Raw genomic sequence first — 20,916 nt, forward strand, 5'->3', positions numbered from 1 at the left:
GCTCATCCTCGAACCGCAACTCATTGAACCCCTCCCCCTTATGGGTCTGGCTCTTGATGGTCATGCGGGTCTTGTGGTCGGGCAAGTCGTAGGGCGGCAACTGGTTACCGCAATAGGTGCGCCCGGTGATCATCGGCTGGTCGGGGTCGCCGTTGACGTACTGGACGATCACGTCCTGGCCGATCCGCGGGATGGCCATCGAGCCCCAACTGCCACCTGCCCAGCCTTGGGATACCCGGACCCAGCAGGAGCTGAACTCGTTGTTGTTGCTCTCCCGGTCCCAGGGAAAGCTGACCTTGACCCGGCCCCATTCGTCGCAATAGATCTCTTCACCTGGCGGGCCGACCACGGTGGCCATGTGCGGCCCGTCAATCCGGGGCTTTGCCAGCGGAGCAGGGCGCCACTCGGTTCTGCCGGGTACCAGCTGAGCGGTTTGCTCGTAGTGCGTGCTCTGGTCGAGGCCAGCGGCTTCTTCCTGCAGACTGGTGAACTGGCTGCCCTTGTGCACCACGCTGTTCACGCGCCAATGCGCATTCAGATCATCACGTGGGTGGCCTGTGAGCGTGAAGCTGAGCCCAGGCTGCAGCCTGACGTCATCGCCCTGAACTTCTGCAATGCGCACATCATGGCGCAGGGCAGTGATCCGGTTTTCGGTGAACGGTTTGCCCACGGCATCGCGTTTGTAGCGGCCGGGATAGTCGAAACGCTCGTACTCGGTGGACTGGTGTTCCAGGAAAGGGCCGCAAGCACGGTGTTCCTGGCGATACGCCGGGTGAGTGAAGGTGTAGTCGCGCTGGACCTGTCGCGAGGTTCGGACCTGCTCGCTGTAGCGCAAGCGCCGTAGGCAAGGCCTGGCTTGATCGCCGCCACTGTTGGATTGATACAGGACGGTGTTGGGATCGATAACGTCCTCGCCATCGAAGAGGTCATCGTTGTCGGTCTTGAGCGCGCCATGGCTGATCAACCCAAGGGATTGCAGTTGATCCGTGATGATCAACTTATGCAGTTTTTCACTGTGCTCGAAGCGATAGACGAAGCCCTCTTCAGCCGCCAATCGGGCGATGAAGTCGAGGTCGGTTTCGCCCGCCTGCACGCAGAATTCGCGCACCTGGTGGTCCAGGCTCGCGCGAAGCTCGTATTGATCGATGCCCTGACGCTGAAGCATCAGTTCAATAATCTGCGTAACGGTCTTTTGCTGGAAGATGCGCCAGTTCGAGCGCAGTCCGGCGCGGGCCAGGATGGGCTCGACCAAGGCGTGGTAGTAGGTACGGTAAAAGCCGCTTTCACCCTGGCTGAATCGGCTGACCAGCCCATGCACGTGGCGCAGCGGACCTTTGCCATCCCAGACCGTGAATACGATGGGTTTATCCAGCAGTTGGCCGAAATCGATGTCGGGCTCGAAGCTGATCAATTCCAGCTCGAGCGTGAAAGGCGCGCTGATTTCTTCCTTGAGTTCAAACGACACCACTTCAAACTCGGCATTGCCAGCGAGTGGCTCAAAGGTGTATCGCAAATCAGATTGGCTGGGCATGAAAAGTCCTTCCGCCGTCCGAGAGTTCAAACGCCCCCGGCAGGGCCTGCCTGCCAGGGATGTTCAGCCGGGTTAGACGACGGGTTTACGCCAGTCGTCGGAGCCTTCGGTGCCAGCGGTGACGTGTGTCCAGGAGATCTTGCGGTATGACATCGATACCTCGATCAACTGGGTGAAGTCAGCGTTCTCCTTGTTTTGTGCATGAGGCAAGGTGGTGTTGATGTCGACGATGGTGGCGTCCTCCAGCTTGGTGGTGAAGAAGTGCTCCTGCTTGCCCTCTACCGAAGTGCGGTACCAGTTGACTTCGACGGTCGGCAGCATTTCGCCGCTGGACAGGGCCTGATACATCAGCGGTGTCGCCTTGTTCAGGGCGCTGGTGAAGATGAAGGGTTTGTGGACCCGTTGGCCTGCAGGTTGGCCGCTTTGCGGGTCGGTAGGTACGGTCACCTGGTGCTTGATCTCTTGCACCAGAATCTCGTCTTCGTGGCCCTCGACAAACACGTTGCCGACCGAGTCGGAGGTGAAGGCGCCCGCGGTGATGTTGCCTTGGGTCTGGCCTTCGATCTTGATGTAAGCGGGTGTTGGCATGGCAGTTTCTCCTGCGTCCATGTGGATAAGCACGCGCATAAGCGGCAGCGTGGCCATCGGAATCGATGGGCTTTTTCAACGCGGCAAACGCTGCGTCAAATCGTTGAAAACGGTTGTGCCGACTGCCGGCTGTTCATTGCTGCAAGATGCCGTTGAGCGACTGCAGCACCTCGCTGGTGATCAGGTGCAGGCGGTAGCTGTAGATGCCGTAGGCGGTGGCCATGGCGATGGCGGAAATCACCAATGGGCTCCACCAGGGCCACTGCCGATTCATGCGGAAGTTGCGCGGGGCAACGTTGGTGTAGGGGTCACAGACCGTTGTCGGCGTGGGCCCTCGTAGTTCACGGATGATTCCGTGGAGTTGGTGAATGAGGGTGTTCAGCGTTTCTTCGCCTTTGGGCGCGAGGGCGTACTTGCCTTTGAGTCCCAGGCACAGGGTGAAGTACATGAACTCCAGCACGTCCTTGTAGCGCTGGGGCTCTTGCATCAGGCGCGAGATAACGGTGAAGATTTTTTCGCCGCCGAACGTTTCGCTGTGGAAAATGCTGAGCAGGGGCTCTTGGCTCCAGTAACTGGTCTGCCCCCAGGGCCGCTCCATCACGGCTTCATCGATGAACAGGCAAAGGCCGTACGAATACGCCAGAAGTTGCGTGGTCTCGTAGCCATGCTGACGCATCTCTTGCTGGATGTTTTCAATCTGCTTGCGTACCTGTTGGTGCACTTCCTCAATGTTGGGCAGCGCATCGAGCGTGCGTAGACGCATGACCAGGCCAAGCAGTGGTGTGGCTGCGTCCAGCATCAGGTTGTCGTAGCCACCCCGTAGCTGAAAGTCGGGATCGGCGGGGTAGCCCTTGTAAACAGGGGCGGGCTTTGGTGTGGTTGCCTCGCAGGCCACGGCGCCAGTGGGTAAAGACTTTCCAAGCATCGATGGCAACTGCTCAGCTTGAGCTGATTCGGTTTCATTGCGTGCGAGGTGGCTCTCTTGCATCTCACTCACTCCTGATCGCCCAGAACTGCAACTCAAGCCCAGGGAACTCCCCCGCAATATGAATCCCAAAACCGTTAGCCGTCTTCATGCAGACCCAGGCCGGGTCGCGGCGGTCGAGTTCGAAGTAGCTGAACCCTGCATGGAAGGGCAGGTCGCGAGGGACCACAGGCAGCGGATGTAGCGCAATGCCGGGCAACTGCTTATGCACCAGGTCATTCAAGGTCTCCAGGGATGTGACCTTGGCTTTCTGCAGGAACAGCCGGCGCAATGTTGGCGGCGGCAGGTCCGCGCGCACGGCAAGAATGAAGTCCGCGTCATCAATCAGGCGGCGGTCTTCGAGCGTTGTCGTCATCACGCCGTAATCCTGCGCGTCCAGCGGCAGCGAGATGGCCCGCGGTTGCAGGACCGTACCCAGGGCGCGGCGCAAGGTGTCCTGCAGTGGCTTGAATGACGTGCGCAGAGCCGTGTGCTGATAGGCGGGGAATTCTGGAGGCAGCCGGCTTTCGTCGGTGAAGGTCACGAACTCGCCACAGGCCTGGCTCATATGCAGGTACAACTGCTCGGGGTGTGTCTGCCCCTGCCTGGCCAAGTGTTGGAAGCACGGCCACCAGCGGTTCATGGCCTGCAGCAGGTTGAAGTCGCGGATGTCGGCAATACCTGACTGGCCCGATGCGCCTATCCGGCTAGCCAGGTTGCGCGAGCGCTCGCGCAGGGTATTGGTGATCTCCTCGAGGTAACGCTGGAGTGCCGGCACCGCCCGTACCGAGACGCTGGTCGGGTAGAACCCTTCATCCAGTTGCAGGCTGCCATCGGGCCGGCGCTCCAGAATGCGTGCCATGGCAAGGTGGGTGTAGGCGCTGCTGTCATCGGCCTTGCGTTTGAGCTGAAGGTTGGGCACTGCCAGATCGACCTGCGCCAAGTCGCCGTCGACGCTATGGGTGTCCTTGATTTCCTGAGCCTGTGCGCTGTAGCGGAAGTTGGCGGTATTGTCGGGCCAGCTCACCTCTCGGCCACCCTCGGTGCGCAGTGGCAGGCAGAGATAGATCTCGCTGTCTTTCGCGCCGTTGTCCTCGATTTCCAGCGGCGGCGGCGGTGGCAGATCTGCCGGGATATCGAACACCGTGCCGTCCGGCATGACGCCGCGTGCGCGGGTGATAGCGATCTTGCCCAGGCTCAAATATTCGTCGTTCAGTTGCAGTTCGCTGAATCCATAGAAGGCTGCGTTCAGGCTGCCAAGGCGTTGATGCAGGGCCGCTTCAGCGGCACGGCCAGCCTGCTGGAAATGCTGCGGTTTGACGAACAGACCTTCAGGCCACAGGACGGGATTACGTGAACTCATGAGCGCTCCATGTCAGCGTGAGTAAAGTGAGAAGGGCAGGGTTGCAGGCGCCATCAGTCCTCCTCCTTGAGCAGGATCTGCGTGTCGTTGAGCAAGACCGACAAGATGATGTGTTGGCCGCGCGGTGGAATGCGCAGTACCTGGCTCCAGGTCGCGTTTTCCTGGTGGCGGTAGTCGGCGATCACCGCGATGAACCGGGTCTCGGTCTCGATAGCGGCAAACGGAATGAACTTGAATTGCCCGGGGCGTAGCAGGTAGTCGTCATCACGAATGTAGGTGCTGCGCAGCACCTTGGCGGGGTCCTTGTCCAACAGCTCATAGATGCTGTTGCGCAGCAGCGAGTCGTCGCGTAGTTGCAGGATCTTGATGGCCATTGGGGTGGCGGCCGGCTCGGGGGCCACAGTGGTTGTACGCGGTAAGGTCAGCACCACATTCGAGTCTTCGTAGTGGCCCGGCGTACTTTCCTCCAAGGGAGAACGAGCCGGCTCATCGGCCTCGTCCTCTGGCAGTTCGACGGGCGAGATGGCCGGGAATTGCTCGTGAAGAAACTCGAGCAGGGTTCCGACTTTCTCGGTCAGGGCATAGGGATCGCCCGCGCTCAAGCTGACCGCGTAGGGGCTGGGTTCCAGGCTGCTTTCTTGCTCAGTCGCTGCTTGCAGGCTGTTGGGGTTACTGTTGAGCGTGGGGCTGGCGTTGATGCTGAACGCTATTTCGGTGGGCTGGTCCTTGGTCGCGCCGACGGGTATCGAGGGGTCCATCGCCACTTGGCTCATTTTGCTCAGGGCGGTGCAGCCCGAGGACCCGATCAGTGTTGCCAGAAGGCCGGCCATGAGTGAATGACGCGTCACGAGCGTTCTCCTGAGATCAGTCGATCCAGCGGGTTCTCTTGCACCAGCCGTGTCATTGCTTCCAGGGCCGCCAAGGGATCGTTGCCCATGCCCGGATCGAAGACCGAGCAGATCTCAGCGACGACTGGGGCAGCCGTGGGCTTGTGCAGCCAACGCTGCGCGGGTGCATCCAGGATGAGTCGGTCGAGCACCCGCAAGTCAGTGTTGAACAGCTCTTCCAGCGAGCGGGCATCAGCTTGTGAAAGCTGAACCAACAGTCGATAAGCGCCAACACGTAGCCGGTCACCCTCGAGCAAACGCCTGGCCGATAGCGGCCCCAGGCTATCGAGGTTGTCGTTCAGGTAGGTGCGCTCGCAGCGGTCGATCACGCAGAAGCCGCCTTCGATCCAGCGGATCTCGCAATGGATCGGCGCCACGCCCTGCTCACGATCACTGATCAGCCACGTGGTTCCCGCGCTGCCGACGGTGCCACCTGCACGATCGAATTCGTGCCGGGCGGTGACGTTGTGCTGCAACTGGTCGAGGTTGGTGATGCTCAAGATCAAAGTGCTCATGAGCGCCCCCGGAACCGCACGACTGGGCTGATCTGGCCGTGGTGGTCATCGACGAAGCTGGTCCAGCCCAATTGGGCGCCACGGCTGGGGTGCAGGCAGAAGGGCGACAGCGCGTGCTGCTTCAGCCGCAGCTCCAGGTCGTAGGCCAAGCCGTCGCGCAACAGGAAGTCGATCAGGGCACGCAAGCGGTTGAAGTTGATGCCGCTGGGCAACAGGTCACGCAGCTGTGCCTGGTCGAGCTCGCTGATCACGATGGTGAACTTGTTGCTGCGAGTCCGCGTGCGGCTGCCGACCATGAAGGAGTTGCCCAGCTCACCATTGTTGCGGCCAAGGCTTACCAGTTGCTGGATTGTCGTAGGTACCAAGCGGGTTTCGAACTCGCGAATCTGCACCCGCTTCAGGTCGAAGCAGTGCGCGATGATGCCGGCGACGGTGCCCGGTGCGCGGCTGCGGCTGGCGATGACGCCGGCGAAACTGAGCAGCCGGCTCCAGGGCAACGCCGTGTCGCCGCGCAGCTGTTTGTCATTCAACCCGAGCAGGGCAAAGATGTACTGGGAGAATCCATCGCTGGCACCCGGCTGGAAACGAATGTAGTAGCGGTACTTGCGCCAGATGCGGTGTAGCAGGCTGAGCAGGTAGTGATTGAAGAAGTCGAAGAACGCCGGGCGCACGCCGATACCCTGTGCATGCTCGTATGCCACCTGCTCCAGGTAATAGGAGGGCAAAGGCGAATCAGTGCCGTGCAGGCCCATGAACGTGGTGCACACGCGATAGCGATCTTGTGCCTCGGGCATGCGTTCGGCCTTGCAGATGTCCGAAACGGGGAAGCTCAGGCGCGGGTCGCTGCCAAGCCGCACGCGCAGGCGGGCTTCTTCGCTGGGCCAACGGGGTTCAAGATCGTCTCCGTGAAGCCCGTGAAGGCGCTCGAGCAACTGGTAGAAGTTGTACCGTTGCGCGCCCGCGAGCAACTTGTCGGCTAGATCAGCGGTTGCTTGCCGGTCTGGATGGGCCATGTGTAATGCTCGTTGTTGGTGATGTTGATCACTTCCAGCTGATGGAAGGAATTGATGCTGGCGTACAAGGCGAAGAAGTGCGCGAGCACACAGCCGAACAAGTACAGGTCGCCTTCGCAGAGGAATGCGGCCTGGTCGAGCTTCAGTTGCGTGCGCAGGCCGCGAATGGGCTGCCCTTTGATCAGCCAATCCAGAGGCGCCGTTTGGATATCCCGGATGCCGTCGAGGCGTTTGCGGGTGGTGCGTGTCTGCTGGATGTCGTGCAAGGCCGCGAAGTCATAAGCGCGAATAACCGCCTTCAATGGCTCGGCTGAGAGCAGCGACAAGTAGTTGAGCGACATGTTGGATATCAAGGCCCATTGCAACTGGCCGTCCAGCACCGGCCGATAGGGGCGGGTCGGTGCACAGATATTGGTGTAGGTGGTCAGCGGCGGGGTGACTTCGCAGAGCACATTGATGTCATCGATGCCCAGAGCCAGGGGCAGATCGCGGTTGGTGCAGGTCAGGTCGATGGACGCCGTTTCCAACTCACCAATATAGGTATTGGCGTCGGCACGCACGAAGGCGATGCGATGCGTGACGCCATCACCCCGCAGTGAGTCTTCGAGGGTGTAGCGGTAATACAGCGCTGTGCGCCCTTGTACATGCTCGATCTCATGGGCGAACGATTCGAAGGGGCGGAAGGTTCGCAGGTGTTTACCAGGACTTCCGTCGCTTCTCGTACGGGTGCTGATCACCTGATCGACACTGAAGATTTCGTAGGCGTGGCGTTCGGCGCCTTTGGGTGTGAGCTCGACCTGGGCGGCCTCGTTGGAGAGGTCAATGGGCTCGGCGCTGTGCTTGAACAGGTTTACCGCAGGGGCGCAGAACAAGTTGAAATCCGCTTTGCCAATGCGCAGCGAGTCCGGTAGTTGACGGGTGAAGTGGAATTCCAGACCCACTTGCTGAGTCGTCTGACCAGGCCAGATCTTCTCCAGGCCCGTCAGGGCGAAGAAGTGAAAGCGCTCAGGAAAAATGAAGTATTCCTGCAGTATCCGGTAACCGTCGAATACGTTCTGCGGATAAGGCAACAACGCGTCGTCCGGGCTGAAACCTGGGAAGACGATGCTGCTGGCCGGCAGCCGGCGGGCCTGATCGTTGATGGTCACGCTGACATGGCTGAGATAGTGAGCGATCCATAGGTACAGTGTGCGCGCTGTTCGGGTGGTACCGCTTAGGTGAAAGTCGAGGCTGGTGCATTCGAGCGTGTTCAATGGGCGCTCGACCAGGGTGTGTAGGTCGATGCGAACCACTGAACTGTCGAGCGTTTGGGTTGAGGCCACCGCGTCGATCTCCAACGGGTGAATGTCCACGGTGGTACAGGTGCGGAACTCACAGGGAACTCCGTCGACAGGCTTGGAGAGCAGGCGTGCCCCCCTTGGCACGCGTTGCGACTGGCTGAGCGCCTGTTTGCACGGTGTGAACTGGATGATCGTGGCGCTCGGCAGCGGGCGAAGGTAGTTGGGCCACAGCAGTTGCAACATCGGGTGCGTCAGCTCTGGGAGGTCGTCCTCCAACTTGAGGCGCAGCTTCGCCGTCAGAAAGGCGAAGGCTTCCATCAAGCGCTCCACATCGGGGTCGCCACCCCTCTTGCCCAGCAGCCGGGCAAGTTGTGGATTGTCCTGGGCGAAGTCGTCCCCAAGTTCATGGAGGTAGCGTAACTCTTCGCTGAATCGATCTTTGAGCGACATCGATTACCTCACTCGGGTATGGCGGTTATGGCCGTTGACCAGCAGCTCCAGTTGCAACTGCTCCGTGTGGTTATTCACCTGCACTTGGCAGTCCAGCCTGAATTGCAGCTCCTGAGGGGCGTGACAAGCGGGCACGGCTTTGAGTGAACGTACCTGCACGCGAGGCTCGAAACGCTGGATGGTGCGGCGTATGTCGGCGCTCACTTGTTTCAGGAGGTCGCCACTGCTCACGTCATGCCCGTTGAAATCACGCAGGCCCAGCTCAGGGCTGCTCTGTGAGCAACCCTGACGAGCGTTGAGCAGCGTTTCCAAGTGGCGCTTGATGGCGGCGAACTTGTGGGACGCGTTCTCTTGCCTGGACGGCGCCTGGATCACGGACTGATCGGCTACCAAGCGGTCGAAAAATCCGCTCATTGGGTGTCGAGCCGGCCTACCAGGGAGATCTCGAAGTTCGCGCCCATGTATTTGAAGTGCGGGCGCACTGCGAGCGAAACCTGATACCAACCCGGATCGCCGGCAACGTCTGAAACCTCGACCTTCGCGGCACGTAGGGGGCGGCGGCTGCGCACGTCGGCCGAGGGATTTTCCTGGTCGGCGACGTACTGCCTGATCCATTTGTTCAGCTCGGACTCAAGGTCGCGGCGTTCCTTCCAGCTGCCGATCTGCTCGCGTTGCAGTACCTTGATGTAATGGGCCAGCCGGTTGACGATGAACAGGTAAGGCAACTGTGTGCCCAGCTTGTAGTTGGTTTGAGCCTGCAAGCCTTCCGGGGTCTTGGGGAAGTTCTTCGGTTTCTGTACCGAATTGGCCGAGAAGAACGCGGCGTTGTCGCTGTCCTTGCGCATGGTCAGCGCAATGAAGCCTTCTTCGGCCAGCTCGAATTCCTTGCGGTCGGAAATCAGCACCTCGGTTGGGATCTTCGCTTGCAACTGCCCAAGCGCCTCGTAGAGATGCACTGGCAGATCCTCCACGGCGCCACCGGACTGCGGGCCGATGATGTTCGGGCACCAGCGGTAGCGGGCAAAGCTGTCGTTGATGCAGCTGGCCAGCAGGAAGGCGGAATTGCCCCACAGGTAATTGTCGTGTCGCCCGTCGATACTTTCTTCGTAGTTGAAGCTTTTGATCGGCTGTTCCTGGGGGTGGTAGGCCGAGCGAAGCATGAAGCGTGGCCCGGTCAGCGCTGTGTGGCGGGCATCTTCGCTTTCGCGGAAGGCGCGCCATTTGGCATGTCGCGGCCCTGCGAAAATGTCTTTGATTTCCTTCAGGTTTGGCAGCTCTTCAAAGCTGCTCAGATTGAAGAAATCGGGGGAGGGGGCGGCCAGGAACGGGGCATGCGACATGGCGCCGACAGAGGCCATGTAGCTCAGTAACTTTATGTCTGGCGAAGAGGGACCGAAGTTGTAGTTCCCCAGCATGGCCGCCACCGGCTCACCACCGAACTGCCCATAGCCTGCGGTGTAAACGTGTTTGTACATACCGCTGCAGGTGATATCGGCGGCATTGTCGAAATCGTCGAGCAAGTCTTCTTTGCTGACATGCAGGACTTCAAGCTTGATGTTCTCGCGGAAGTCCGTGCGGTCCACCAGAAGTTTGAGGCTGCGCCACGAGGATTCGAGCGCCTGGAATTCCGGCTGATGAAGAATGGCATCCATTTGCTTGCTGAGCACTCGATCCAGCTCTGCAATCATCTGGTCGACGCGATGTTTATTGATTAGTTGATCTGGATCACCAGTTTTGAGTATTTCTGCAATAAAGGCCGATACGCCTTGACGAGCGACTTGATAGCCCTCTTGAGCGGGCACTAGTTTTGTTTGCGCCATGATCTGATCGAGCAGAGTGGCATGGCTCAATGTCTCGCCAGATAGTTCAGCGGCGAGGGAGGTGCTGGTTGGCTTTGGCATGGGGACGCTCCGTTGTCTCAGTCTTCTTTTGGCGCCTCAAGCACCAGGTCCAATTCTTCGGCGAGTTGTTTGCGGGCCTGCTCGTTGTTCAACAGGTGCTGCAATTGCTTGCGGAAAGCGGGCACGTTGCCCAGCGGGCCTTTCAGTGCCACCAGCGCCTCACGCAGCTCCAGAAGCTTGCTGAGCTCTGGTACTTGGCGGGCGATGCCGTCTGGCCCGAAGTCATTGATCGATCTGAACTGCAGATTGACCGCCAGCTCCGCGTCGGCAGCCGTTCTGAGCATGGAAGGTACCGACATGGCCAAGTTGACATCGGCGTCGTTCAACACGTTGTTGAAGGTGTGTTTATCGATACGCATGACCGATCGGTCTTCCAGCGAACGGGTGTCATCCAGGCCGAAGTCGCCCATTACCAACATCTTGTGCGGCAGCTCTACTTCGGCCTGTTCATCGCCGGTGGCGGGTACGTATTTGATGTTGATGCGTTCTTTAGGTGCAACCGATCCTGTGGATTTTGCCATCGCAGAATCTCTCCGTGTTCTAGTAAGAGTTGTCTATATTGGGTTTTTAGTTACAAATTAGTGTGTGGGAAGTTTCCTATTTGCTTGTCGTGGGTGTAAACAAAGTGCGGGATTGGTTGTGCGTCGCGTAAAACATTGCGCTTGGCTTTGTCGTGTCGTCGAGTATGAAAATGTTAAAAAATATTTTTTTGTTTGTTGCTGTTCTGATGGGCTAGGCTCTTGCCGTTTGCGGGAATTTGAGTGCCTGGGAGGGTTGTTTCAGATTCGCTAATTTGAATAGGCCATATGCACTATATGAAAGGTATTTACTTGCGATGCTTGGTAATAAAACTTGTGGCGTAAGTCTTTGGCTGGTGCTCGGGTGTATGCCAATACCCGTGTATTCCGATCAGGATTGCTCGCGGATCGTGTCCAACCTTGAGCGTTTGGCGTGTTTTGATGAAGCCGCCGGAACGCCTGCACACTCGGTGCCCATGCAGTGGTCGCCGCCAGAACAGGACTCACCCACGGTGCGCCGGGTGCTGACTCACGAAGCAGGACGCCATCCCGACGACCTAACGTTTCGACTCACGCCTGAAGAGGACGGGCTGACGATCTCTGCACCTGCAATCGCTTCGGCCGCGTCGCATCCCTACCTGGTGATCAGTTGTTTGCAGAACATCTCCAGGCTGCAACTGGTCGCCGCGCAACCTATTGATGCTGGTCGGGTGACAGTGCGATTGCAGGGGGAGCGGAGCACCACCGTCGCCACCCCTTGGCAGGTGACGGAGAACGGTCAGGTACTCGATGCGGGCCGGGGCTTGCCCGGAATCGAGCAGATCAAGCAACTGATTGGGGCCCATCGCATTCAGGTCCAAAGCGACAACCCCTCCATTGATGGATTGGTCTTCGATGCTCAAGGCCTGGACCCGCTCATCGACGAGGCGCGCAAAACATGTCGCTGGTAGCAGAGGTCAACGCACAGGAAATTCTCCGGCTGCTCGCACCCATCGATGCGCAGGCACCGGTCGGTCTGTTCGACGTGGAGGACGAAACCTATCAGGCCATTGACCAGGAAATGGTCAAGCTGGGCGGGCTGCAGGCATCCACCATCGACTGGGCCTATATCGAGGAAGCCTCACGACAGTATCTGGCGCAGCAGTGCAAGCACTTGCGTATCGTCGCGCACCTGAGTGCTGCGTGGCTTCGCAGTGGATGTTGGGAGCGATGGGGTTTTACCTTGGCGTTGCTGGCCGGCATGGTCGAGCGCTATTGGGAGGTTGCGCATCCAAAGCCTGGCCCCAAAGGTTTCCTGGGCAAGCGCAAGCTGGTTGGCCTTGTGCTCGATCGTTTGAACGAAGCGCTGCCGCGCCTGGACCGCTACACATTCACCCCTGCTCATGCGGCCGTAGCTCAAGAGGCATTGCGGCGCCTGCAACAGCAGCAAGCCGTTGCTCAGTTGGATGGAGCCTTTCTGAATGATGTAGGTCGACTGCTGCGCAAGCAGGCGGAGCAGGCGAGCGGTGCTGGCGCGCCTGCTGCGGCGAAGTCGTCGGCGGCGGCCACCAAGTCTGCGCCGCTGGCCGAGGTCATTGCCACCCCAATGCCTCGTGTGTCGTTAGGCAACGAGCGCGAATCACGACGGGCCGTGCTGGCCATGGCCGAGATGATCAATCAACAAGACCCCTACGACCCAACGGGCTACCAGTTGCGTCGATTCGGCCTGTGGGCCCATATCCAGGCGGCGCCTCAAATCAAGCAAGGCAATCGCACGGAACTGATGGCGGTGCCGCTGGATATCGCCAGCGACTATGAAGAGGCGATTGCTGGCACCGCGATCAACGCCGCGTTGCTTCAGCGGATCGAAAAGAGCGTGACGGCTTGCCCCTTTTGGGTACGCGGCAGTTTCCTCGCGGCCAGTGCGGCGACACGGCTGGCGATGGGGGAGGTAGCTGAGGCAATCCGCGCAGCGACTGCCCGATTCGTCCAACGCATGCCCGCGCTCCAGCAGTTGTGTTTCAGCGACGGCAGGTCGTTCGTGGACGATCAAGGCATGGCTTGGCTCAGAGGCGCAGCTGGGCAAACGCAAGCCGAATCTGCCCACGAGTTCGCAGGCCTGCGCGAAGAGTTGGCCGGTCAGTTGGACGCAGGTGGGGTAGAGCCGGTCTTACTCAAGTTGCAGGCCATGCAGGCGAACCTTCGTGCTCCGCGTGAGCGCTGCCATACCACCGTCATTGCGGCCGATCTCTTGGCAGCGCGAGGCGTGTCCTGGCTGGCTCAGGACCTGTGCGCCAACGTCGCACGGACCATGCAGCACACCACGGCCGCCGTTTGGGAGCCAGAGGTGTTTCAACGACTGCAACAGTATGCCTCTGCTCATGTGTTGGCTGATCAGAACAAGGACTAGGACCCCCATGAATCAACTATGGAAGCTATTGAAACGTTGGGGTTTGCCCCTGATGACTCGGATCGGCCTGGCCATGCCGTTGCTGCTTGTGCTGGGTACCGTGCTGATGCTGGTCGCCATCTGGTGGCTCGGGCCGCAGTGGATGTGGCGTGAACAGCACCCGCTGGCCAGCCTGGCGCATCGCAGCTTGGCCAGCCTGGTGCTCGTGCTGGCGCCGCTGTTGTGCTGGCTAGTGGTGCTGCGCAGGCAATACGTTCGCCTGCAGGCTGAGCGCAAGCAGGCGGTGGCCGCTGAGCTGGACAGCGTATTGCCGCTGGTTCAGGCGCAAGAGAAAGCCTTGGACCAAGGACTTTCGCGATTTCTCGATGGCGCAGGCGGGCGACGTGCGTTGTATCGATTGCCCTGGTACTTGGTGATAGGCGACCAGCATGCTGGCAAGACCAGCTTCATCGATCGCACAGAACAAAGCTTTTCCCTGACCCGCATCGACAAGGCACAGGCTCGGGGCAGGCAGGCCCAAGCGCTGGCCTTTCCGATAGGTTGGTGGGTCAGCAATGATGCGGTGATCATCGATCCGCCAGGGGCGTTCATCAGGCAGGAGTCGCTGGCAGGCTCGCCCGTCGACGAATCAGCCACACAGCAAGTGCCACCAGCAACCTCGGCCAGGCTGTGGCAGCACCTGCTGGACTGGTTGTTGCGCAGCCGCAACCAGAGAGCCCTAAATGGCATATTGCTGGTAGTCGACTTACCCGCGCTTTTGCATGGCACACCCGAGCAGCGCATTGCCTTGGCGCATGTGTTGCGCACCCGTCTGTTCGAGGTCAGTAGTCAATTGGGTGCGCGGCTGCCGCTGTATGTGGTGCTGACCAAGTTCGACCTGTTGGACGGGTTCGACCAGCTCTATGCCGGGCTGTCCGTCTCCATGCGGGAAAAAATGCTCGGTTTCACGTTCAAGCTGGATGCGATCGGCACGTTCGACGCTTGGCTGGAGGAGTATGGCGATCACTACGAACAGTTGATCAGCCAGCTGTTCGAGCAGGTGGTGGATCGGTTGGATGCGCTGGACAGTGCTCCGCAGCGCGCGCGCCTGTTCTCATTGCATGCCCAATTGATCGGCGTGCGCCCAATACTGCTGGAATTCCTAAAAGAAGCGCTGGCCAGTGATCGCTACACCACGCCAGCCTTGGTACGCGGAGTGTACTGGTCCTCGGTCATCCAGCAAGGTGACATGTTCAATGCGTTCGTGCGCGAGGCCGCGCAACCCTACAAGACGAAGCTCCCTCTGCTCGAGGGCAAGGCGCAAACCAAGGCGCTGCCGTACTTCATCCAGCATGTGTTCGGGCGCGTCATCTATAAGGAAGCCGGACTTGCTGGGGATAACATCAAGGTGGCACGCAGCAAGCGCCAACTCCTATGGGTGGGCTCAGGGGTAGGCATGCTGGCTTTTTGTGTCGCCATCGCCGGCTGGCAGCGCTTTTTTGACATCAATGGCGACAAAGCTGCCAACGTGCTTGCCAAAAGCAGGGAGTACAGCCATCACGAGGTGGACCAGCGTCAGGATCCTACCGGACGCAACCTGCTGGAGCCGCTGGACCAGATTCGCGATGCGGTATCGGTTTTTGGCGACTACCGCGCTGCATGGCCGGGTGTTTCCGATTTTGGCCTGTATCAGGGGCGCGCTATAGGCCCGCGTGTCGATGAGGCATATCTCAGTTTGCTCTCCAAGCGGTTCCTGCCGGCCTTGGCCAGTGGTGTGATCGATGCCATGGATGCGGCGCCGCCAGGCAGTGAGCAGCAAATGGCTGCCCTCAGGGTTTACCGCATGCTGGAAGACCGTCAGAACCGCCGCAACGAATGGGTCGAAGAGTGGATGGCCCGACAATGGCAGCAGAAATTCCCTGGCCAGGGGCAACTGCAGCGCGACCTCATGCGGCACCTTAAGTACGCCTTGGCCTACGCCGATACCGACCTGCCTCAGTACAGCCAACGTGTCGCCGTGGCGCAGGCAGCGCTGCGCAAGGTGCCGCTCCCCGAGCGGGTTTACGCCGGCCTAAAACAACAGGCCGGGGAGCAGTTGTACACCGGGCTGGACTTGCGTCATCAGGTTGGGCCTGCCTTCGACGTGGTGTATCAGCCGTCCATGGGCGCCAGTAAGGGTAATGATGTGCTGTTAGCGCCGATGCTCACTGCCAAAGGTTTCGAGGAGTACTTCGAGCCACGCAGTCAGAGCTTCGCCGATTTGGCGATGATTGACCAATGGGCGCTGGGCGAGCGTAGCCAGCTCGATTATTCGGACGCCGACAGGGAGGCGCTGAGCGAACGGCTGCGCAACTTATACAGCGCCGATTACATTGACAGTTGGCGCCGTGCCCTCAACGCTTTCAGCGTGGCTGATTTCCGTGACCTGGACCATGGTGTCGCGATCCTGCAGCAGTTGACGGGGCCTGCGGCGCCGCTGCATCGATTGCTCGATACGGTAAGGGACAACACGTCGTTCTCATCGACTGGCGTTGTTGAGGTGGCAGATGAAGCCAAGACAGTGCCACCGACAAGTAGTAAGCCTGAGCATCAGCAGGCGTGGACTATTCAAAGGGCCTTTGCCGGGCTGAGCGCGATGCTGCAGGTAACGGCAGAGAAGCCTAGCTACTACGATGAAACCCTGGCTGCTATCGCAGCCGTGCACGACTACGCCAAGGCGGTGCAGGACAGCCCGGACCGAGGCAAGGCCGCACTGCAGGCCGTGCATCAGCGTTTCTCGATGACCGGGCATGACCCCATCGGCACCTTGCAACGGGTATCCACCGGCTTGCCTGAGCCGATCAACCACCAGGTCCGAAAGGTGGCTGATCAAACGGCGCAGGTACTGAACGTTGAAGCGCTGCGCGAGTTGGAACGGCGCTGGGACGCCGAGGTGTACAGCTTCTTCCAGCAGCGCCTGGCAGGCCGATACCCCTTCGTGGCCAGGGCGCCCGACGCTTCCCTGGATGACTTCGAGGCGTTCTTCGGGCCGAAGGGCCGGCTGAAGCAGTTCAATGAGCAGTATCTGAAGGTGTTCCTGAAGGACAACCTCGAAACCCTGCAAACCGGCCAGCAGGGGCAGTCCCTGATCCGCAGCGATGTGATCGAACAGTTGGAACTGGCAGACCGCATTCGCGAAACGTTCTTCGATCAGCGCGGCAACTTGAGTGTGCAGTTCAGTATCGAGCCGTTAGGGCTGAGTGCGAACCAGCGCACCAGCCTGCTGGATCTGGACGGTCAGTTGATTTCCTACACCCATGGCACGAGCCAGATCACCGGCATCATCTGGCCCAATACGCTTGGGCAACATGTGCGTAGCAACCTGACGCTGCTCAGGCAGAACGGCAACAGTAGCAGCCTAGAGTACCGAGGGCCATGGTCCATGTTTCGCCTGCTCAGTCGCGGTTCGCTCAATGGGCGGACGGCGACCAGCGTGGATCTGAGTTTCAGGACTGGTGATGGTGTGATGCGCTACCGGCTCAGCGCAGAGAAGGCCTTCAACCCAATTACTCAACAACCGTTCAAAGGCTTCCGCTTGCCGCGCGGGTTGCTGCAACAGCCATCCAGGGTGGCTCTGTTCGGACAGGCGGGCGCACCTGTCATGTAAGGAGTGGGCGATACAAAAGGAAGAGCGAGTACAAACTTTGCATTACTGTACCCAGGCCATCTAACAACTTGAGGCTGGGATGCGCACCGTGCGCAATCCGATCGTCGCAGGAGGAGAAGTGATGGAAGAAGAGGTACTCGTTGGCCTTGCAACCCAGTGCAGGGAGAAAATGGAGCACAGAGGTCACCGAGTGATCGAAATGCTCAGTCGCGAAGCGACCCTGGTTGCCGAAATCGCTTCAATGCGGGCACAGGTCAAGCTTGCCCGGCAGGAGGCTTATGCTGGGCACAAGGATCTGGATACTCAGTGGCTGAGAAGTATCAACTACGCAATCATCATGACCAAGAAGGAGTTGGCTGGCATTCGGGTTGATCGTGGCTTAGCACAGTATCAGCAGAAGGAAGAGAGGCGTAAGTTGAATCTGTTGACCCAGCTATCCGAGCAAGCGTTGTTCGTGCGCCATGCTAAGTGTCTCCTTACAAAGAAGGCCTTCGAAGAGATTCGCGCGGCAGTTCGTAGCGAGGTGTCGGTAGTGATGCCGCAGATGTCTGAGCATGGGTTCGATGACTGTACGTAAGCTTGCGCAGGCGCCTGATGGTGGCCAGTCCTGAGGAGGAGGGCATAGCAGCGCTCCTGTTCGCAGCTTTCCATTTTCACCTGAGGCTGCCAGTTTGGCTCGCCCTTGGCCAGTGCTCCCCCTGACTCGTCGGCTCTTCATCTTGCAGTCGGCTGACCACAGTCCGCAAGAAACGGAGAGCATCCCCCCGTACCGCACCCGATAGTACCCGCGCACCCTGCAAATCACCTTCAGCACGAGGTACTCATCATGCAACTGGCAGGCAAAGTGGCAATCATCACCGGCGCCAGCTCCGGTATCGGCCGAGCCGCGGCGACATTGTTCGCCCGGCACGGCGCCAACCTTGTGCTCACGGCCCGGCGCCAGGCCGAACTCGAGCAGCTGACGGCGGACTTCGCGGCGGCCGGGCAAGGCCGGGCTATTGCCGTGGCTGGCGACATCACCGATGCGGCGTTGGTCAGGGAACTGGTGGACGTGGCGGTGGCGCGCTTCGGTGGCCTGGACATCGCCTTCAACAATGCCGGTACCCTCGGTGAACTGGCCGCCGTCCCCGAGCTGTCCCTGGAAGTCTGTCAGCACACCCTGCACACCAACCTCACCAGCGCCTTCCTCTGCGCCCAGGCGCAGATTCCAGCGTTGCTGGCCCGTGGCGGCGGCTCGCTGATTTTCACCTCGACCTTTGTCGGCCACAGTGTGGGCATGCCGGGCATGGCCGCCTATGCGGCGAGCAAGGCCGGGCTGGTCGGCCTGGTCCAGGTCATTGCGGCGGAGCAGGGCAGCCGTGGCATACGCGCCAACGCGCTGCTGCCCGGCGGTACCGATACGCCCATGGGCCGCAGTGCGATGAACAGCCCCGAGGCCCGGGCCCATGTCGAAGGGTTGCATGCCCTCAAGCGCCTGGCCCGGCCGCAGGAGATCGCAGAGGCGGCGTTGTTTTTGGCGTCGGAGGCATCGAGTTTCATGACCGGGGCGGCCATGGTGGTGGATGGCGGGGTGTCGGTGGTGCGGGGGTGAGGTGGGCTGCAGGTTCCGCGTGGTGCTGTAGAAACGATCGCGGGGCAAGCCCGCTTCCACGCAGGTTCAGTTACCAGTAGATCAAATGGGGCTGCCAGGCAGCCCCGAGCGCTTGCATCAATCCGCAGGCTTGGGCGCAAAGCGCAGGATCAGGCAGGCAATCACCGCCGACAACAGCGACCCCAGCAAGATGCCGATCTTGGCGGCGTCGATCTTCTCGGCCTGGCCCGGGAAGGCCAGTTCGCCGATGAACAGGCTCATGGTGAAGCCAATGCCGCACAGCATCGCCACGCCATAGATCTGCAACCAGCTGGCGCCACGGGGCTTGCTGGCCAGGCCGCTCTTCACCGCCAGCAGCACGCCGGCGAACACCCCCAGCTGTTTGCCCAGCAGCAGGCCCAAGGCGATGGCCAGCGGCAGCGGGGCGAAGATATCGCTCCAGCCCAGGTCGCCGAACGACACGCCGGCATTGGCGAAACCGAACGCCGGGACGATAAGGAAGCCCACCCAGGGGGCCAGGCCGTGCTCAAGCTTGAGCAGCGGGCTGGCTTCGCGCTCGGCACCGCTACCGGCGCTGTAGGGGATCAGCAGCGCGCCGACCACGCCGGCGATGGTGGCGTGCACGCCCGACAGCAGGGTGACGTACCACAGCGCGGCGACACCGATCAGGTAGGGCCACAGGGCCACCACGCGCAGGCGGTTGAAGGCCAGCAGCACGGCGACGATGCCGGCGGCGCCGGCCAGCGCCAGCAGGTTGATCGACGAGGTGTAGAACACCGCGATGATCGCCACCGCCCCCATGTCGTCGATGATCGCCACCGAAACCAGCATCACCTTCAGCGACAGCGGCGCATGCTTGCCGAGCAGCGCCAGGGCGCCGACGGCAAAGGCTATGTCGGTGGCGGCGGGGATTGCCCAGCCACCGGCCAACCCGGGTTCGCCGCGGGAAACTGCCAGGTAGATCAGCGCCGGCACGGCCATGCCCATCAGCGCCGGCAGGGCCGGCAGGCGGCGTTGCTCCCAGCTGGACAGGCGGCCGTCGACCAGCTCGCGCTTGATCTCCAGGCCCACCAGCAGGAAGAAGATCGCCATCAGACCGTCGTTGATCCACATGTGCACGGTCATCGGGCCGAGCTTGTCGGTCAGCACCGGGCCGACCGGCAGGTGCAGCAGGTGCTGGTAGGCACTGGCCCAGGGGCTGTTGGCGATGATGATGGCCAGGGCGGCGGTGAACATCAGCAGTACGCCGCCGGCCGCTTCGGTGGCCAGCAGTTGGCGCAGCATCGAAGGCTGCTTGAGAGGGTGGAGGGATGCATTCATATAGCGGTCCTCGTTCATGACGTCGCACTCGCGCAGGCAGTGACGCGGCGTGCGACAGGCACGGCGAAACCATGGCTCCATGCAGCATGGACCATTGCGCGGAAGGGCGAGCAGAAGGATGGGTAACGCGGCGCAACAACCCACGCCGTGCAGACACGGGCGGGGAAGGGCCATGGGGAATGGAAGCATGCGTACAACATGGACGGATCTCACGGAAAACAAATGAATGTTCTCCGTATTCGGGAAGGGCTCCCGGGCGCACGCAGCACACGCCAGGCGGCCATTCTAACGATGCGAACGAAGGGGTGCGTTGAAATTTTGCGTCCAAATGTTGCCAGTCGCGCTTGCCACCCTGCCGGGGGGCACGTAGCATCCTGGCCCAGGAGATGGCATTCCTCCTCGAACCGCCTCAGCGCTGATGATGCCTACGCAACCCCCATCGAAGGGCGCGTAGGTGTATGCCTGTCTCTCCATGGGGGTCTTTCGGACCTTAGATGGAGCTTGTCGATGTACCTTTCCCTTGTTTCCGTTGTCGTGGGTGGCAGTGCCGGGTGCGTGCTGCGCTGGGTGTTGGCGTTGCGCCTGAATTCGCTGTTCCCCGGCATGCCGTTCGGCACCTTGCTGGTCAACCTCATCGGAGGCTTCGTCATCGGTGGGGCGATGGCTTTCTTCCTGCGTTTCCCCAACCTCGACCCGGCCTGGCGCCTGCTGATCACCACCGGTTTTTGTGGCGGCCTGACCACCTTCTCGACGTTTTCGGCCGAGGTCGTGTCGATGCTCATGCACGGTCGCGCCGGCTGGGCGATGGCCACGGTGCTGGCCCATGTGCTCGGCTCGCTGCTGATGACGTTCGCCGGTTTCGCCCTGGTGCGCTGGCTGGGCTGAATAGGGACGCCACAAGGTGCCCGGACGGAGTATCATCGCGCCCCCAAGCAGTCGCCCACACGCGTAGCAAGGCGCCGGGTGTTTTCGATAAGGATA

Annotated in this window: 18 protein-coding genes and 1 riboswitch; of the genes, 6 read left to right on the forward strand and 12 right to left on the reverse strand. The window is 60.5% G+C overall.

Features of this window, described 5'->3' with window-relative positions; all coding sequences use genetic code 11:
* From NGM28_RS26485 to tssB, 11 genes are all read right to left on the reverse strand, one after another.
* A partial coding sequence (locus NGM28_RS26485; protein WP_252092308.1) for a type VI secretion system Vgr family protein occupies positions 1-1,531 on the reverse strand: 1,531 nt, incomplete at its 3' end.
* A 72-nt stretch (positions 1,532-1,603) separates the two neighbouring features.
* Positions 1,604-2,119, reverse strand: coding sequence for an Hcp family type VI secretion system effector (locus NGM28_RS26490; RefSeq protein WP_102682902.1), 516 nt, complete (start codon positions 2,117-2,119; stop codon positions 1,604-1,606).
* 133 nt (positions 2,120-2,252) lie between these two features.
* Positions 2,253-3,044 carry a type IVB secretion system protein IcmH/DotU gene (gene icmH, locus NGM28_RS26495; protein WP_240067124.1) on the reverse strand — a complete coding sequence of 264 codons (792 nt, stop codon included), beginning with the start codon at positions 3,042-3,044 and terminating at the stop codon, positions 2,253-2,255.
* 64 nt (positions 3,045-3,108) lie between these two features.
* Positions 3,109-4,446, reverse strand: a complete 1,338-nt coding sequence (tssK, locus tag NGM28_RS26500) for a type VI secretion system baseplate subunit TssK (RefSeq protein WP_252092292.1) — start codon at positions 4,444-4,446, stop codon at positions 3,109-3,111.
* A gap of 53 nt (positions 4,447-4,499) precedes the next feature.
* Positions 4,500-5,276, reverse strand: a complete 777-nt coding sequence (gene tssJ, locus NGM28_RS26505; protein WP_275679456.1) for a type VI secretion system lipoprotein TssJ — start codon at positions 5,274-5,276, stop codon at positions 4,500-4,502.
* Positions 5,277-5,290: 14 nt separating this feature from the next.
* Positions 5,291-5,848 carry an FHA domain-containing protein gene (locus NGM28_RS26510; protein ID WP_252092293.1) on the reverse strand — a complete coding sequence of 186 codons (558 nt, stop codon included), beginning with the start codon at positions 5,846-5,848 and terminating at the stop codon, positions 5,291-5,293.
* The gene (tssG, locus tag NGM28_RS26515; protein ID WP_252092294.1) at positions 5,845-6,861 is read right to left on the reverse strand and encodes a type VI secretion system baseplate subunit TssG; all 1,017 of its coding nucleotides are present in this window, start codon (positions 6,859-6,861) and stop codon (positions 5,845-5,847) included. Before tssG ends, NGM28_RS26510 begins: the two co-directional genes overlap by 4 nt.
* Positions 6,825-8,591: a type VI secretion system baseplate subunit TssF gene (tssF, locus tag NGM28_RS26520; protein ID WP_252092295.1), complete on the reverse strand. Its 1,767-nt coding sequence runs from the start codon at positions 8,589-8,591 to the stop codon at positions 6,825-6,827. Before tssF ends, tssG begins: the two co-directional genes overlap by 37 nt.
* A gap of 3 nt (positions 8,592-8,594) precedes the next feature.
* Entirely contained in the window at positions 8,595-9,005 is a 411-nt protein-coding gene (gene tssE, locus NGM28_RS26525) for a type VI secretion system baseplate subunit TssE (protein ID WP_252092296.1), read from the reverse strand.
* Positions 9,002-10,492: a type VI secretion system contractile sheath large subunit gene (gene tssC / locus NGM28_RS26530; protein WP_252092297.1), complete on the reverse strand. Its 1,491-nt coding sequence runs from the start codon at positions 10,490-10,492 to the stop codon at positions 9,002-9,004. Before tssC ends, tssE begins: the two co-directional genes overlap by 4 nt.
* Before the next feature lie 17 nt (positions 10,493-10,509).
* Positions 10,510-11,013: a type VI secretion system contractile sheath small subunit gene (gene tssB / locus NGM28_RS26535; RefSeq protein ID WP_252092298.1), complete on the reverse strand. Its 504-nt coding sequence runs from the start codon at positions 11,011-11,013 to the stop codon at positions 10,510-10,512.
* 407 nt (positions 11,014-11,420) lie between these two features.
* On the opposite strand from tssB, the gene vasI reads away from it, so the two are divergent.
* From vasI to NGM28_RS26560, 5 genes are all read left to right on the forward strand, one after another.
* Positions 11,421-11,960, forward strand: coding sequence for a type VI secretion system-associated protein VasI (gene vasI, locus NGM28_RS26540; protein WP_240067114.1), 540 nt, complete (start codon positions 11,421-11,423; stop codon positions 11,958-11,960).
* Positions 11,948-13,399, forward strand: coding sequence for a type VI secretion system protein TssA (tssA, locus tag NGM28_RS26545; protein WP_240067113.1), 1,452 nt, complete (start codon positions 11,948-11,950; stop codon positions 13,397-13,399). Before vasI ends, tssA begins: the two co-directional genes overlap by 13 nt.
* Before the next feature lie 7 nt (positions 13,400-13,406).
* Positions 13,407-17,024: a type VI secretion system membrane subunit TssM gene (gene tssM, locus NGM28_RS26550; protein WP_252092299.1), complete on the forward strand. Its 3,618-nt coding sequence runs from the start codon at positions 13,407-13,409 to the stop codon at positions 17,022-17,024.
* Between the two features lie 79 nt (positions 17,025-17,103).
* Positions 17,104-17,601: a formyl transferase gene (locus tag NGM28_RS26555; protein ID WP_240067111.1), complete on the forward strand. Its 498-nt coding sequence runs from the start codon at positions 17,104-17,106 to the stop codon at positions 17,599-17,601.
* Positions 17,602-17,850: 249 nt separating this feature from the next.
* Complete coding sequence (locus NGM28_RS26560; protein WP_252092300.1) at positions 17,851-18,615, forward strand: SDR family oxidoreductase; 765 nt, start codon at positions 17,851-17,853, stop codon at positions 18,613-18,615.
* A 117-nt stretch (positions 18,616-18,732) separates the two neighbouring features.
* On the opposite strand, the gene nhaA is transcribed toward NGM28_RS26560, so the two are convergent.
* Positions 18,733-19,935 (reverse strand): Na+/H+ antiporter NhaA, encoded by a 1,203-nt coding sequence (gene nhaA / locus NGM28_RS26565; protein WP_252092301.1) that lies wholly within the window; start codon positions 19,933-19,935, stop codon positions 18,733-18,735.
* 373 nt (positions 19,936-20,308) lie between these two features.
* Positions 20,309-20,370: riboswitch (Fluoride riboswitch) on the forward strand.
* Between the two features lie 72 nt (positions 20,371-20,442).
* On the opposite strand from nhaA, the gene crcB reads away from it, so the two are divergent.
* Positions 20,443-20,820 carry a fluoride efflux transporter CrcB gene (crcB, locus tag NGM28_RS26570; protein ID WP_252092302.1) on the forward strand — a complete coding sequence of 126 codons (378 nt, stop codon included), beginning with the start codon at positions 20,443-20,445 and terminating at the stop codon, positions 20,818-20,820.
* Positions 20,821-20,916: the final 96 nt, after the last annotated feature.

This window comes from Pseudomonas sp. MWU13-3659 (genome assembly GCF_023757525.1).
GTDB lineage: Bacteria > Pseudomonadota > Gammaproteobacteria > Pseudomonadales > Pseudomonadaceae > Aquipseudomonas > Aquipseudomonas entomophila_E.

What these genes read in the sequence shown, in the direction of transcription:
- tssJ (WP_275679456.1), bottom strand. Translation starts at nt 5,276, where the DNA reads ATGGCCGGCCTTCTGGCAACACTGATCGGGTCCTCGGGCTGCACCGCC.
- tssB (WP_252092298.1), bottom strand. Translation starts at nt 11,013, where the DNA reads ATGGCAAAATCCACAGGATCGGTTGCACCTAAAGAACGCATCAACATC.
- NGM28_RS26490 (WP_102682902.1), bottom strand. Translation starts at nt 2,119, where the DNA reads ATGCCAACACCCGCTTACATCAAGATCGAAGGCCAGACCCAAGGCAAC.
- tssF (WP_252092295.1), bottom strand. Translation starts at nt 8,591, where the DNA reads ATGTCGCTCAAAGATCGATTCAGCGAAGAGTTACGCTACCTCCATGAA.
- tssK (WP_252092292.1), bottom strand. Translation starts at nt 4,446, where the DNA reads ATGAGTTCACGTAATCCCGTCCTGTGGCCTGAAGGTCTGTTCGTCAAA.
- nhaA (WP_252092301.1), bottom strand. Translation starts at nt 19,935, where the DNA reads ATGAATGCATCCCTCCACCCTCTCAAGCAGCCTTCGATGCTGCGCCAA.
- tssA (WP_240067113.1), top strand. Translation starts at nt 11,948, where the DNA reads ATGTCGCTGGTAGCAGAGGTCAACGCACAGGAAATTCTCCGGCTGCTC.
- crcB (WP_252092302.1), top strand. Translation starts at nt 20,443, where the DNA reads ATGTACCTTTCCCTTGTTTCCGTTGTCGTGGGTGGCAGTGCCGGGTGC.
- icmH (WP_240067124.1), bottom strand. Translation starts at nt 3,044, where the DNA reads ATGCTTGGAAAGTCTTTACCCACTGGCGCCGTGGCCTGCGAGGCAACC.
- NGM28_RS26510 (WP_252092293.1), bottom strand. Translation starts at nt 5,848, where the DNA reads ATGAGCACTTTGATCTTGAGCATCACCAACCTCGACCAGTTGCAGCAC.
- tssG (WP_252092294.1), bottom strand. Translation starts at nt 6,861, where the DNA reads ATGGCCCATCCAGACCGGCAAGCAACCGCTGATCTAGCCGACAAGTTG.
- NGM28_RS26560 (WP_252092300.1), top strand. Translation starts at nt 17,851, where the DNA reads ATGCAACTGGCAGGCAAAGTGGCAATCATCACCGGCGCCAGCTCCGGT.
- tssE (WP_252092296.1), bottom strand. Translation starts at nt 9,005, where the DNA reads ATGAGCGGATTTTTCGACCGCTTGGTAGCCGATCAGTCCGTGATCCAG.
- tssC (WP_252092297.1), bottom strand. Translation starts at nt 10,492, where the DNA reads ATGCCAAAGCCAACCAGCACCTCCCTCGCCGCTGAACTATCTGGCGAG.
- NGM28_RS26555 (WP_240067111.1), top strand. Translation starts at nt 17,104, where the DNA reads ATGCGCACCGTGCGCAATCCGATCGTCGCAGGAGGAGAAGTGATGGAA.
- tssM (WP_252092299.1), top strand. Translation starts at nt 13,407, where the DNA reads ATGAATCAACTATGGAAGCTATTGAAACGTTGGGGTTTGCCCCTGATG.